The organism is Streptomyces prunicolor NBRC 13075 (genome assembly GCF_000367365.1).
Taxonomy (GTDB): domain Bacteria; phylum Actinomycetota; class Actinomycetes; order Streptomycetales; family Streptomycetaceae; genus Streptomyces; species Streptomyces prunicolor.
Genome location: NZ_BARF01000070.1, coordinates 1 through 13,617, shown reverse-complemented (window position 1 = coordinate 13,617; position 13,617 = coordinate 1). Strand labels below are relative to the sequence as shown.

At 69.5% G+C, this 13,617-nt stretch carries 8 protein-coding genes; 2 read left to right on the top strand and 6 right to left on the bottom strand.

The features are described 5' to 3' along the window. Window positions 1-215: 215 nt before the first annotated feature. From SPR02S_RS30490 to SPR02S_RS30480, 3 genes are all read right to left on the bottom strand, one after another. The gene (locus SPR02S_RS30490) at window positions 216-773 is read right to left on the bottom strand and encodes a lamin tail domain-containing protein (RefSeq protein ID WP_019060822.1); all 558 of its coding nucleotides are present in this window, start codon (window positions 771-773) and stop codon (window positions 216-218) included. Window positions 774-1,102: 329 nt separating this feature from the next. Next, on the bottom strand, window positions 1,103-2,665 hold the full coding sequence (locus SPR02S_RS30485; RefSeq protein WP_106437039.1) for a glycoside hydrolase family 16 protein: 1,563 nt from the start codon (window positions 2,663-2,665) through the stop codon (window positions 1,103-1,105). Between the two features lie 140 nt (window positions 2,666-2,805). Continuing rightward, a complete protein-coding gene (locus SPR02S_RS30480; RefSeq protein WP_019060820.1) occupies window positions 2,806-4,449 on the bottom strand; it encodes a chitinase in 1,644 nt (547 codons plus the stop codon). Between the two features lie 255 nt (window positions 4,450-4,704). On the opposite strand from SPR02S_RS30480, the gene SPR02S_RS30475 reads away from it, so the two are divergent. Beyond that, entirely contained in the window at window positions 4,705-6,039 is a 1,335-nt protein-coding gene (locus tag SPR02S_RS30475; RefSeq protein WP_019060819.1) for an acyltransferase family protein, read from the top strand. Window positions 6,040-6,250: 211 nt separating this feature from the next. Here SPR02S_RS30475 and SPR02S_RS30470 read toward each other — a convergent pair whose 3' ends face one another. Beyond that, on the bottom strand, window positions 6,251-8,638 hold the full coding sequence (locus tag SPR02S_RS30470; protein WP_019060818.1) for a DUF8508 domain-containing protein: 2,388 nt from the start codon (window positions 8,636-8,638) through the stop codon (window positions 6,251-6,253). Window positions 8,639-9,037: 399 nt separating this feature from the next. Between SPR02S_RS30470 and SPR02S_RS30465 the strand changes: the two genes are divergently transcribed. Further along, window positions 9,038-10,870: a beta-ketoacyl-[acyl-carrier-protein] synthase family protein gene (locus SPR02S_RS30465; protein WP_019060817.1), complete on the top strand. Its 1,833-nt coding sequence runs from the start codon at window positions 9,038-9,040 to the stop codon at window positions 10,868-10,870. A gap of 518 nt (window positions 10,871-11,388) precedes the next feature. On the opposite strand, the gene SPR02S_RS56615 is transcribed toward SPR02S_RS30465, so the two are convergent. Next, window positions 11,389-12,813, bottom strand: coding sequence for a sensor histidine kinase (locus SPR02S_RS56615; protein WP_019060816.1), 1,425 nt, complete (start codon window positions 12,811-12,813; stop codon window positions 11,389-11,391). Continuing rightward, the gene (locus tag SPR02S_RS30455; protein WP_019060815.1) at window positions 12,810-13,496 is read right to left on the bottom strand and encodes a response regulator transcription factor; all 687 of its coding nucleotides are present in this window, start codon (window positions 13,494-13,496) and stop codon (window positions 12,810-12,812) included. Before SPR02S_RS30455 ends, SPR02S_RS56615 begins: the two co-directional genes overlap by 4 nt. Between the last annotated feature and the right edge of the window lie 121 nt (window positions 13,497-13,617).

Below are 13,617 nucleotides of genomic sequence, written 5' to 3'. Positions count from 1 at the left end.
GCTCCCTCTTCGGTACGACCGCGACGATCAGCAGCCGACGTGATTTTATCCCAGGAGCCGTACAACCGACCTGGGAGCCCGCCCCGTTGACCGGCCGGCGCAGCAACAAGCGGCGCGCCGCCCCTGGTTGGGGAAGCGCGCCGCGGGTGTCACGTCACTGCTCGGGCGTCATGGCGTCGTAGCGTCATGACGCCCTGACGTCATGGTGCAGGTGGTCAGCGGTGGCCCCCACCACCGTGGCCGCCACCCTCGTGCCCGCCGCCACCGTTGTGACCGCCGCCTCCATTGTGGCCGCCGCCCCCGTGGCCGCCCCAGGACTTGTCGTCCACGAGGCGGCGGTGGTCGTTGCGGAGGGTGGCGGTGTCGGAGCGGTTGTCCCAGGCGTAGTCGCGGCGGTCCTGGTAGACGTCGTGGGCGGTGTCGCGGCCCTTTCCGGTGTGGACGCGGACGGTGGCGTGGCCGTCGAGGCGGTAGTGGCGGAAGGTGTAGGTCTTGCCGTCCTTGCTCGACAGCTTCCAGCCGTCGAGGTTGACGCTGCGACGGTCGTGGTTGGTGATCTCCACCCACTCGTTGTTCAGCGAACGGGCGGAGCGGTCGTCCGGCCCCGGAGAGTCGGCTTGCACGCGGCTGATCTCCACGCTCGGCCGGGCCGCGTGGTCGGCCGCGGTCGCCGGCAGTGCCGCCGCGCCGACGAGAGCGCCGGCAGCCAGAGCGGCTGCGGCCAGACGGCGGACGGACACGGAAGGTGAAGAGGTCACGGGTTCCCCCAGCATGGTGCGGGCACTTCCCTGGATACGGCTACGGCCGGACCCCGGGCTGTGCGGTGTGCGGGTGGCGGCCTGTTGGCCGCACACCCACACCTTCTCCACCACACGGACGGGATATGAGCGATACGTGAATCGTGTTACGAGTCGGTCGTATTTCCGTGACTGTCGGCTGTACCGTCCATTTATGCGCGTGATGCACCAGGTTGACGCCCTGGCGGGGTGACAGGCCTTGTGGGCACTGGGCCGGGTTCCGCTTTCGCCACGGTGCGCCACCCCGGGCCCGCCGGGAGCGTCACCCGAAAGTGAGTAACGGCGGGCCTCCCACCTGCACATTGTTACTGGTAGTAACAGGTCTTCGTCGCTCCTGATGCCGGGTCACCGAACACCCCGTTGATGCAAGGGGTTCCGCCGTTGAACGAGCCGTAGAAGTACTGACCGTTCGCTCCGTACGCCACCTCGTGGGTGCCGGAGAAGGAGCAGGTGCCGTTCTCCGCCGCGCAGGTCGTCCAGGTCGCGAAGGTCGGGGGTGGCGATACGACGTAGCAACTCTTCGCCGTGCCTGCGATCGGGTCGCCGAAGACCGCGTTGGTGCAGGGGGTGCCGCCCGGGAGCGTGGCGTAGCGGTACGAACCCGCGGCGCCGTACGCGACCGTCATCACGCCGGAGAAGGAACAGGTGTTGTTCTCGGACGCGCACGGGGACCAGATGTTGGTTGCCGGGGGTGCCGCTTCCGCGTAGCAGGACTTCACCACTCCGGACGTCGGGTCGCCGAATACGGTCGTGGTGCAGGGAGTTGAGCCGGTCGTTGTTGTGTAGTTGAAGCGGCCGTTCGCTCCGAAGGCCACCGCCGATGTGCCGTTGAGTGCGCAGGTGGCGTTCTCGGAGGCGCATGGGGTCCAAGTGCCGGGTAGAGCTTGGGTGTTGGAGCTTGTGGCGCCGGTCGTCGTGTACGCCGCCACGTAGTCGACGCTCAGGGTGCCGCCCGACGATGTCGACGCCGTTGGCGTGGTGCAGCCGCATGTCGCGTCCGGGAATGTGCCACCCATCGCCAGGTCCAGGATGATCGACTGGTTGTGGTCGAAGGCCGCCTGCCAGGTGGCGGTGCCCACTTGGGCCTCGGTGACCGAGTAGTAGGCGTTGCCGTCCAGGTAGAACGTGATCGTCTCCGCCGACGTGTTGGTGCGGTCGAGGATCATCGAATACGTGTGGAAGCCGTTCTGGCAGCCGGAGCAGGCGCGCAGGCCGCTGCTGATTCCGGTGCCCTCGTTGCAGGGGCCGCCCGGGGAGGTGCCGCAGTGGATCGTGCCGGCCACGTCGGAGAGGGCGTTGACGTCCTCCATGACGTCGATCTCGCCGTTCTCCGGCCACTGGCCGGGGCCCAGCATCCAGAACGCCGGCCAGTAGCCCAACCCGGCTGCGGGGCTGGGCTGTTGGATGGAAGCGACGACCTCCAGCTTGCCGCCCGCCGGTACGCCCACGTTCGCGGTCGGGGTCTGGATCCGGCCCGAGGTCCACGAACTGCCGGAGCCCAGCGCGGTGATGTTCAGGTTGCCGTTGCCGTCGAGGTGGGTGTTGGCCGTGGAGTCGGTCATCGTCTCGATCTCACCGGTCCCGAAGCTGGATCCCGGGCCGGTGTCGAACTTCCAGTTGGCCGACGAAGGGGCCGATCCCGCCGAGCCGTTGAAGTCGTCGGTGAAGACGGTGGACCAGCCGGAGGGGGCTCCGGGGGCGGCGGCCGTCGCGGGCTGGGTGGTCGTGGTGCCGTAGAGCAGGGCGACCATCGGGGCCAGGGTCGCCAGCCAGACCAGGCGTCTCGACCGCGGCCTGCGTCCGGTGGTGCGGGTGCCCTTCGATCCGAACTTCAATCCGAGCTTCAATCCGAGCTTCGATCCGAGCATCGATCTGAACATCGTCCGGCCTCCCATGTGAGGATCTGGCGGAACGTGCAGAACCCGGCGGCCGGTGGATTGAAACGTTCAACCCACCGGCCGACCGAGCGGAATCGGCATGGCCATCGGCAGCGACTTCAGAGGTGCGGCTACTGCACGTAGCAGGACTTCGCGGTGCCGGAGATGGGGTCACCGAAGACCGCGTTGCCGCATCCGGTGGATCCGGACACGGACCGGTACACGTACCGCCCGGCCGCGCCGTACGCCACCTCGTGGGTGCCGGAGAAGGTGCAAGTGCCGTCTTCCGCCGCGCAGTTGGTCCAGGTGGCGAAGGACGGCGGGGCGCCGATCAGGTAGCAGGACTTGGCGGTGCCGGAGGCCGGGTCGCCGAACACGGCGTTGGAGCATGCCGTACCGCCGGGCAGGGTCGCGTAGTTGAAGGAACTGCCCGCGCCGTAGGCCACCGTCATCACGCCGGAGAAGGCGCAGGTGCCGCCCTCGGTGGCGCAGGAGGTCCAGACGTTGGTCGCGGGCGGGGTGCTCTGGCCGTAGCAGGACTTGGCGGTGCCGGAGATCGGGTCGCCAAAGACCGCGTTGGTGCACGGCGTGGAGCCGGTCTCCGTCGCGTAGTTGAACCTGCCGCTCGCGCCGTAGGCGACGGCCGTCGTGCCGCTGATCGCGCAGGTGCCGTTCTCGCTCGCGCACTGGGCCCAAGTCCCGGGCAACGCCTGTGCAGTTGAGCCGGTGCCCCCGCCACCGCTGCTGCTGCCCGAGGTGAACGGCTGGAAGATCCGCGCGAAGTCGCCGGTGTTCTGGCTGACGCCGCTGCAGCTGCCGGAGGCCGAAGTCTGGCCGGGGCAACCGCCGTTGTCGCGGTTCTGCGACCAGTACGACACCAGCGCGATGCCCCGCGAGGCGTCGAACGCCTCGACGCTGCGGGCGTTGTCGAGGGTGAAGATCTCGCCCGCGCTGTCGTTCTGGCCGATCATCGGGGTGTTGCCGAGCTTGGCGTACGCGGCGGAGGTGGAGATGCCGAACGCGCTCGCGACCTGGCTCGCCGCCGCGTCCACGGACGTGTTGGCCGCGTTGCCCATGTCGGTGCCCGAGGAGCCGTAGTCCATGGTCATCAGGTTGACGACGTCCGGGGTGAAGCCGTTGGAGCGCGCGTTGTTGAGAACGTTCAGGCCGTCGCCCGAGAGGCCGCTGGGGAGGGCGGGGAGGGTGACGGAGATCGACAGCGAGCGGCCGTTGTTGGCGGCCCAACTGCGCACCTGGGCAAGGGCCTTGTCGCGGCGGTCGATGCCGGAGGAGTTGGTGAGGGACGCCGACTCGATGTCGAAGTCGACGTGCGAGAGGTTGAAGGTGGTGATGACGTTCTCGATCTGCGCTGCCGCCGCCTCGGGGCTGGAGCAGGAGTCGCCGATCTCGGTGAGCGAGGTGTCGGCGGTGTAGCCGCCGAAGGACATGGAGACGTCGCCGCCCAGGCCGCGGATGCCGTCGATCTGCGACTGGAGGGCGGACTGGCCCGGCACCTGCCACTGACAGCCGGGGCCGTCGACGAACGCGGCGGTGAAGAACTTGGTGCCGTAGTTGTTGGCCACGTCGGTGAGGGAAACGTTTCCCGAGCCCGCGTCGAAGTACGGCGCGAAGACATGGGCGGGCCAGGGATTCGGGGCGGAGGCCGCCGACGCGGGGGCCGCCGCCGAGGTGAGGCCGGCCGCCGCGAGGGCTCCGGTCAGCAGGGCGGTGGAGAGGGCGGAGAAGAGGGAGCGGGATCTCGGTCGGGTGCGCATGCGCGACCTCCACAGAGGGGGATGGGGGTGAATCGATTCAATCCCTGCGCGATATTGGTGCAGACCAATTCGCTGTGTGGGCTCAGGGAAGCAGCGTTGACAGGGGCGAGTCAAGGCAAGGGCGGGTCAAGGGATTTGGCGAGCGACGGCGGGCCCGGCGCGGATCGGTGACGGGTGTCGCGACGGGCACGGATTGGTTGCGGGACGGCGCACCTTCCTCTCAACTCCCTTTCACCGGGCGCACTATGACGACTTATGGGGAGCTTGAGCGGGGGCAGCGGAGGCCGGGATCGCTACGTCGACTTCTTGCGGGCGTGGGCGATCGTGCTGGTGGTGTTCGGGCACTGGCTGATCACCGGGTTGGTGCGGGAGCCCAACGGAGCGATAAGCGCACCGGAGTTGCTCGCCACCGTGCCCTGGACCCAGTGGCTCACCCTGGGGTTCCAGATCATGCCGCTGTTCTTCCTGGCCGGCGGCCATGCGGCGGGCGGCTCCTGGGCGCGGGCCCGCAACGAGGGCCGTACGGCGACCGGTTGGGTGGGGCAACGGGCGCTACGGCTGCTGCTGCCGGCCGGGGTGTACAGCGGGCTGGTGCTGGTCGCCGTCGCGATCTGCTCGGCGGTCGGGGTGGACCCCGGCATCCTCGCGCTCGTCGGGTGGGCGATGGCCATGCAGTTCTGGTTCCTGCCGGTGTATCTGCTGCTCAGCGCGGCAACGCCGGTGCTGCACACGGCACATCGGAGGTGGGGGCTGCGGGTGCCGGTGGTGATGGGGGTGGTCGCGGTCGGCGCCGATGCGCTGGTGGTCGCCGGGCACGCGCCCTTCGTCGGGCTGCTCAACTACGTGCTCGTGTGGGGTGTCGCCTATCAACTGGGCTTCTGCTGGCGGGACGTGCTCCTGGCCGAACGGTCCGCCCTGTCCGTCTGCATGGCGGTGGGCGGTGCGGTCGTCTTCGCCGTGTTGGTCGCGTTCGGGCCGTTCCCGGTGAGTCTGATCCTGGTGACCGGGCAGAGTCCGAGCAATACCAATCCCCCGTCCGCCGCGATGCTGGCCTGGACGGTTGGGCAGGTCGGGCTGGCGTTGTTGCTCGCGCCTGTGCTGCGGCGGCTGTTGGCGCGTGAGCAACTCTGGGGACTTGTACGGCCGTTGGGCGGGGCCAGTATGACGCTCTACCTGTGGCACATGTTGCCGGTGCTGATCGTCGCCGGCGCCTTCTATCTCACCGGGCTCGCTCCCGAACCGGCCTATGGGTCGGGGAGTTGGTGGGTGTTGCGGGTGCCCTGGCTGGTCGTGCTGGGGGTTGTGCTGGTGGGGGTCGTAGCGGCGTTGCGGCCGTTGGAGCGGGGGCTCGTGGTGGTGTACGAGCGGACGCGACCGGGGGATCTGCCGTTTGAACTCCCGCGTTGGCCTTGGGCGTTGTGGGGTGGGATGGCGGCGAGTGTGAGTGCGCTGATCTGGTTCGCCGGGCATGGGTTCGCGTATGGCGGGCGGTTCCCGGTGTTGCCTGCGGTGGGGCTGGTGGTGGGGGTCGGGTTGGTCATGGTGACGGGGCGGAGTGCGGTGGAACGGGGTGTGCGCCTTAGCGTCTGAGTGGCTTGGGTTGTCCTTCGAGTGCGGGCGCGTTGTGGCTGGTCGCGCAGTTCCCCGCGCCCCTAGGGGGTTGCCCTGCCCGGGGTTTGAAGTGGACGTCGGTCTTGGTGCAATACAGCTGGGGGCTTGCCCTTGGTCTCCTCGCCGGAGCCGGTCGTGGTGACGGGGCGGGACGGCTCGCGCCGTTCCGCCCCGTCGCCGTCCAACTGCCCTAGTGCCTACGGCATTTGGCGAGGTCGATTCGGACGATCTGTGGGTCGTGGTCGCTTGCCTGGTCCGCGAACTCCGCGTTGATGTGGACGACGTCGTAGTTGAAGGACGTCACCGCGGGGCTGGTGAGGATGTGGTCCAGGGTCTGGGAGTTGCCGTCGTAGACGTAGGTGTAGCGCTCGGCGGTGGGGAGGGTGGTGATCAGGGGCTTGAGGACCTTGTCGGCCGTCAGGGTGGTCACCGTCTGGGAGAACTCGTAGTCGTTCAGGTCGCCGAGGACGACCGCCTTGGCGTTCTTGTCCGCCGCCAGCAGGGACTTGACGAAGGTGTTGACCTCCGCCGCCTGGGCCGCGCGCTGGGTCTCCGAGCTGCGGGCCGGGGGCTGGTAGCGGCCGTGGATCGGCTGATCGCCGCCCTTGGAGATGAAGTGGTTGGCGATCACGAAGACCTGCTCGCCCTGGAAGGTGAACTCGCCGACCAGCGGCTTGCGGCTGTCCTCCCAGGCCGCGTTGGTCGGGTCGATACGGCCCGGGGAGTAGGTGAGTTCGACGCCCTTGCGGGTCTTCACCACGCTCGTGGCGGTGGTCGCGTCGCCGCCCGGGTGGTCGGTGAAGGAGACCCGCTTGGGGTTGAAGAGGAAGACCTGGCGGATGTTGCCGCCGGGCTCGCCGCCGTCCTGGTTGTTGGTCGGCGAGATGTAACGCCACTTGTACGCGGGGCCACCGGCCGCGCGGACCGCGTCCGTGAAGCGCTTCAGGGTGCCCTCGGCCGTCACCGTGCCGTCGTTCGTCGCGCCGTTGTCGTCCTGGATCTCCTCCAGGGCCACGATGTCGGGCGAGTTGAGGTTGACCGCGACGCCCTCGGCGAGCCGGTCGAACTTCTCCTGGGTGTCGAGTGCGTCCAGGTTCTCGACGTTGTACGTGGCGACCGCCAGCTCGTCCTTCTTCTGACGGCGGGTCACCTCCTGCTTCAGGCCGTTGTCGACGAGGGTGCCGAGCTGGGTGGCCTGGACGTTGTAGCCGCCGTAGGTGGAGTAGTCGAGGGGGCCGGTCGTGACTCCTGACAGTTCGTCACCGACGTTGGCGACGGGGAAGATTGAGGTGGTGTCGAGCGACATGACCTCGATACGGCCGGTGTTGGGCTGGTCGTAGGAGGAGTAGAGGGTGCCGCCGCGTGCCGTGGCGTTCTCGTTCGGCTTGACCGTGACCCACAGTTCGCCGTACGCGTCGCTCGCGCCGACCACGCGGGCGTCGGCGAAGGTGACCCGCATGCCCTCCAGGGACTCGTAGAAGTCCTGGGCGTAGACGGTGGGTTGGAGCGCGAGGGATTCGATGCTGCCGCCGGACGCGGTCGGGATGTAGGCGTCGGGGACCGAGGTGGCGTCCAGCGTCACGGCGTCCGGGAGGGCGTTGCCGCTGGAGAGGACCGTGGTGGTCGGGCCGGTGATCTCGGTGTTCGACTGGCTGGTGCTGCTCGGGTAGTACTCGCTGACCTTGCCGGTGACCAGGACCGAATCGCCCGCCGCCACCGTGGGCTTGGTGGAACCGGTATAGACGAACACGGCCTCGCTGGTGCGCGGGTCGGTGTCGGGCGTCGGGTCCTGGATCCAGTAGCCGAGGGAGCCGCTGCTGCGGACGCCGGTGACGATGCCCGGGACGCGGGTGACCGTCTGGCCGGAGTACGGCGAGAGGCGGGTCGTGCCCTGGATGTCGTGGACGCGGACGGTACCGGGGTCGGTCGGCGAGCCGCCGTCACCACCGTCGCCGCCGCCGTCGCCCGAACCGGGCGTCTCCCCGGCCGAGTTGACCGGTGACGGGGTACCGGCGGTGAAGTCCGCCGCGTTGTCGTCGGTGTCGGCGAGGAAGTCGGCGCGGGCGACGCCGGCCGTGTTGGAGGCGCCGGTGGCCGGGCCGCTGCCCTCGCGGACGACCGCGGTGCCGTAGCCCGTGAGGTCGACGATGCTCGGGTCGGCCGCGCAGTCCGCGGCGGTCTTGCAGGTCAGCGCGGTGGTGCCGGAGACCAGGGCGATGGTGCCGGAGGTCGCGCTCATGGCGATCGAGCCGGTGGCGTCGGTGGTCGGCAGCGCGGTCGTGCCGCCGCTGCCGGTGCCCTCGCCGACCAGGTAGCGGGCGCCGGGGGCGATCGCGCCGGTGAGGGCGGTGACCTGCCAAGTGGAGCCGGAGGAAGGCGTACCGGGCAGGTACTGGACGCTGTAGCCCGACAGGTCGTAGGCCGTCGAACCGGCGTTGCCGAGTTCGACGAAGTCCCGGGTCAAGGTCGCTCCCGAGTTGCCCCCGCCGCCGTACACCTCCGCGATGACCGCCGAGGCGGAGGGAGTTGCGGACGCGGTGGGCAGGGCGGTGAAGGCGAATGCTCCCGCCGCGCCCACCGAGACGATCGCTTGGGCGGTACGGCGGGCGCGGGGTCTGCGCCCTTCAGGTCTGGACACGCTGGCGGTCTCCTCGTACTTCGTGTAGCTGCCGATACCGGGTGCCTGTGGGGAGTCGGCTCAAGTTACGCGCGTAGAAAGGGAGTTGCCAGAGGGGCTCGCGTTAAATCCAGGGAACAAGTGAGTGCGGGGGCGGCCGCGACGGCCGTGAAAGTGATGTTCCACACATAACCCTGGTGATCAACTGGACAACTCGCCCTATTTCAGCGGACCTTGAAAGCTCCCGGGGCGTAACAGGTTCACCTTTCAACCGTCGCTTTTTCCGATTTGATCCAGTTCACTCGGGATGGTTTGTCGTAGGGCATAAGCCTGTTCCGTCCCCAGGAAGCGTGTATAGATATGTCCAATTCATCCGATTCGTCACAAGTCCCCTTCGCGCCCCACCCCGTGACCGCCGCCGAGGTCATCCCGGGCGACCTGATCGCCCTGACCCCGGCCGACGCCGAACGCGCCTGCTGGTACGTCGTCACCCACACCCTCCCCGAGACGCCCGAGACGATCCGGGTCACCCTGCGGCCACCGCTCGGCGGCACGGACCACGACGAGGTGCTCGGCCGCGACCGCCGAGTGATCAGCGGGTGCCGGCGACTGGATGTGGGGTCAGTGCCGCGACTCGTCTCCGACGACCTCGCGTCCGTCGAGTTCCGGGAGGGCGACCGGGTGAGTTCGTTGCGGGTGGTGGATCCGGGGGCGGACGAGGTGTCGTACGTGCGGCGGTGGGGGGTGTGGCATCGGGACCTCGACGGGGGGTCGGGGGACGACGTCGTGACCGACGCGGAGATGCGGAGCTGGGGTGGTGCGGTCGCCGGTGCGGAGTTCGTCGTACGGCATCATCCGCGTCCGGAGCGGGTGGTGGCGGCCGTGGGTGGGCCGCGGCGGGTGGTGGTCACCGGGCTGGGGGCCGTTACGCCGCTCGGGGTCGGGGTCGACGAGTTGTGGCGGGGGCTGCTCGACGGGCGGCACGGGATACGGGAACTGGACGGGGAGGAGTTCGCGGAGCTGCCCGTGCGGGTGGCCGGGACCGTGCCCGTCGATCCGATGGAGCTGCTGCCGCGGCAGGCGGCGCGGCGGATGAACCGGGCCGCGCAGTTCGCGGTGCTGGCCGCGCGGGAGGCGTGGGGCGACGCCGGGTTCGTGGCGGGCGGCACGCGGGAGAGCGGGCTCGATCCCGAACGGGTCGGGGTCAGCCTCGGGGCGATTCTCGGGGACGCGTCCGTGCTCGTCGGCGGCGACCGCAAACTGCGGGACAAGGGGCCGCGCGGTGTCTCGCCGCTCACCACGCCGATGACCGTTCCGTCGCAGGCCGCGTCCCAGGTCTCCCTCGACCTGCACATCACCGGGGAGGCCCGCACGGTCACCGCGGCGTGTGCCTCCGGCACGGAGGCGATCGGGGCGGCCATCGACCGCATACGGTACGGCCGTGTCGACATCGCCCTCGCGGGCGGGGCCGAGGCGGTCGTCACGCCGGCGATCATGGCGTCGTTCGCGGCGATGCGGGCGTTGTCCACGCGGGGGTTGGCGGACGGTTCGTCACCGTCACGGCCGTTCGCGAAGGACCGGGACGGGTTCGTGAACGGGGAGGGCGCGGGGGTGCTGGTCCTGGAGGCCGAGGAACACGCACGCGCGCGTGGGGCGCGGATCTACTGCGAGGCGGCGGGGTGGGGACTGTCCGCCGACGCGCATCACATGGCGGCGCCGGATCCGTCGGGCGCCGGGGTCGCGCTCGCCGTGCGGCGGGCGGTGCGGGACGCGGGCGGGTATGTCGCGGACGTCGTCCATGTGAACGCGCATGCGACGGCGACGGTGGAGGGGGATCTCGCGGAGGCGGGGGCGTTGCGGGCGGTGTTCGGTCGCAGAAACGTTCCTGTCACCGCGCTCAAGGGGAATCTCGGGCATCTGCAGGGGGCTGCGGGTGGGGTTGAGGCGGTGGCGACGGTGCTGACGTTGCATCACGGGGTGGTGCCGCCGACTGTGGGGGTGGGGAGTGAGCTGGATGATGCGATCGGGCTGGATGTGGTGATGGGGGTGGCGCGGGAGTTGCCTGGGGGTGGGCTCGGGGGTGGGCGTGCGGGTGTGCGTGCGGGTGTGCCGGGGGTGGGGGATCTCGCGTTGAGTAATTCGTTTGGGTTCGGGGGGCATAACGCGGTGTTGGCGTTGCGGCGGGTGGGGTAGCGGGGGGGGGCGGAGGCCCCGGGGTCAGGGGGCCCGGGGGGGGGTGGCTCGGGCTGGTTGCTCGCGGGGGGGCTCTTGCCGGGGCCGTTGCCGGCTTCTTCGCGGGCGCGGTGGGCTGGGCGAGGTGGTGGCGGTGGTGGGTGAGTGGGTGGGTGGCGTGGCGCGGGGACCGGAAAGGGGACTGCGGCTCGGGCCGTTCGTTTGCGGGGAGTTGCTCTCTTCGCCGGGGGCTTCCCCAGAGGTCTCTTCGCGGGCGCGGTGGACCTCGTCGCGGTGACGGTGGGCGGGGTAGCACTGCGCCGAAACCGCCCGGAAGGCTGCCGCTCAAGCCGATCGCCTGCGGAGAGTTGCCTTCTTCGCCGGGGTCTTCGCCAGAGGGCTCTTCACGTGGCTACGGCGACGCGATCTGGGACCGTCAAGGCGTCTCGAATCGGCCCGGTCTGTGAAGGTCGCTGCCCGGGAAGACGGCTTGATACGGACCCACTTGGCCCTCCGAGCCAGTCACGGGCAGGGCCGATTCAGGTCGCCTCGGTGGGGCTGAAAAAAGCCGCTGTGGTCAGTGGGTCCTGCGGCGGCGGGGTGCTTGTGGGGAGGCGCAGGAGGAAGCGGGCGCCCTGGGAGCTCGGGGCGATGGTGAGTGTGCCGTGGTGTGTGGTGGCGATGCGGGCGGCGATGGCGAGGCCGAGTCCTGCGCCGCCGTCGTCGCGGGTGCGTGCGTCGTCGAGGCGGCTGAAGCGTTCGAAGATCCTCTGGTGGTCTTCCGGGGGGATGCCCAGGCCGTCGTCGAGAACCTCGAGGACGGCCTGCCGGTGCTCGGTGTCGTAGGCGAGACGAACTGTGATGGTGCCGGCGGCGTGGCGTTCGGCGTTGTCGAGGAGGTTGCCGAGCACACGGGCCAGGAGGGCCTGCTGGCCGTTCACGGTGATCGGCTCGGGAGGGACGTGGACGGTCAGGGTGAGGTGGGGTGGCGGCGTCCGTCGGCTCGTCTCGTCACGGACCAGAGCGGTCAGGTCGATGGGTGGGCCTGGGGGTTGGTCGGTGTGTCCGGCGTCGAGCCGGGCGAGGAGCAGCAGGTCGGTGGTGAGGGTTTGGAGGCGCAGGGTGTCGTCGTGGGCGGCGCGGACGACGCGGGGCCAGTCGGCGGTGTGCGGGTGGTGGAGGGCGAGTTCGAGTTCGGTGCGCAGGCAGGCGAGGGGGGTGCGCAGTTCGTGGGAGGCGTCGTCCGTGAACTGACGCTGCTGGTCGACGGCCCTCTGCAGGCGGTCGAGGGTGGAGTTCATGGTGACGGCCAGGCGGGCGATTTCATTGCCACTACGGGGGACCGGAACACGCCCGTCGAGGTGATGGGCGCTCAGGTCGGCGAAATCGGCGCGGATGGCTTCGACCGGGCGCAGTACCCGGCCGACGGCGAACCAAGTTGTTGCCGACACCACCAGCGTCATGCCCGCGATGCCGCCGATGAGGAGCCGGACGATCGTGTTCAAACGGGTCTGTTCGGCCTCAAGAGACTGTGTGACAGCGATATCGTCGACGCCTGCGTGCACATGTGCGCGGTAGATGATCTGACGGATTGGGACGGGCCCGCGAAGCGGGTCGGTCCACGGAATCAGCGACAGTTTCCCCGGACTTTCACGCGTCTTTTTCGTAGGTCGGCACAGGCTCAGGTCCTTGTACTCGGATTCGTGTGCCGGCTGGAAGGACCGGGTGCAGTCGGGTGGGTTTCCGCCGTGGAGACCGTTGATCATCGGGTCGATGGCCGAGCTCATCTTGACTGCCTTGTAGTCGGCGTTCTGCATCTGGGCAGTCCGCTCCGTGCGCGCGATCGGTATCGCGGCCGCGGTGAGCGGGACGAGGGTCATGACGGCGGCGAGGACGGCCAGGCGGACACGGATGGTAGCCGGGCGCAGGCGGCGCAGCAGGTGTCGGGCACCGACCCGGGTCACGGTCGGCCCCGGTATGCCGGGTCGAGGCGGTAGCCGGCGCCGCGGACGGTACGGATGGTCTGCCGACCGAACGGTGCGTCGATCTTGCGGCGCAGGGCGCTGACGTAGACCTCGACGAGGTTCACGTCACCGTCGAAATGCTCGTCCCACACATGCTGGAGGATCTCGGTCTTGGAGATGGTCTCGTCGGCTCGCTGGGCCAGGTACTCCAGTACAGCGAACTCACGGGCCGTCAGTACGACGGGCACCGTCCCGCGACGGCATCGCCGGGAGGCCGGGTCGACCTCGAGGTCCCCGACGTGCAGAACCGTCGGCCGTTCCGGGCGGCCCCGGCGGATCAGGGCCCGTAATCGGGCGGCCAGCGCGATGAACGAGAACGGCTTGGTCACGTAGTCGTCCGCGCCGGTGTCCAGCCCTTCGGCCTGGTCGTACTCTCCGTCCTTGGCCGTCAGCATCAGCACCGGCACCCACTGCCCGGCTTCCCGCAGCCGGGCACACAGCCGGTAGCCGTTCACGTACGGCAGCATCACGTCCAGTACCACCGCGTCGTAGGGGTTCTCCAGCGCGAGCTCCAGACCACGGCGTCCGTCGTGCCCGACGTCGACGGCGTACCCCTCGCCGACCAGGCCCCGGCGCAGCAGATCCGCCAACCGCCGGTCGTCCTCCACCACCAGTATCCGCATGCCCTCAGCATGGCCGCCGGGCGCTGAGAGGAACCTGAAGAGTCCTCAGGTACCTTCAGGTTCCTCTCAGCGCCGTCCTGCCATCGTTGCGTCCCGCGGGCTCCTGCCGGGATCGGCTTCC

Bases quoted from the DNA above. Each gene is read 5' to 3' on its own strand.
- SPR02S_RS30490 (WP_019060822.1), bottom strand. From the start codon at position 773: ATGCTGGGGGAACCCGTGACCTCTTCACCTTCCGTGTCCGTCCGCCGT.
- SPR02S_RS30485 (WP_106437039.1), bottom strand. From the start codon at position 2,665: ATGCTCGGATCGAAGCTCGGATTGAAGCTCGGATTGAAGTTCGGATCG.
- SPR02S_RS30480 (WP_019060820.1), bottom strand. From the start codon at position 4,449: ATGCGCACCCGACCGAGATCCCGCTCCCTCTTCTCCGCCCTCTCCACC.
- SPR02S_RS30475 (WP_019060819.1), top strand. From the start codon at position 4,705: ATGGGGAGCTTGAGCGGGGGCAGCGGAGGCCGGGATCGCTACGTCGAC.
- SPR02S_RS30465 (WP_019060817.1), top strand. From the start codon at position 9,038: ATGTCCAATTCATCCGATTCGTCACAAGTCCCCTTCGCGCCCCACCCC.
- SPR02S_RS30455 (WP_019060815.1), bottom strand. From the start codon at position 13,496: ATGCGGATACTGGTGGTGGAGGACGACCGGCGGTTGGCGGATCTGCTG.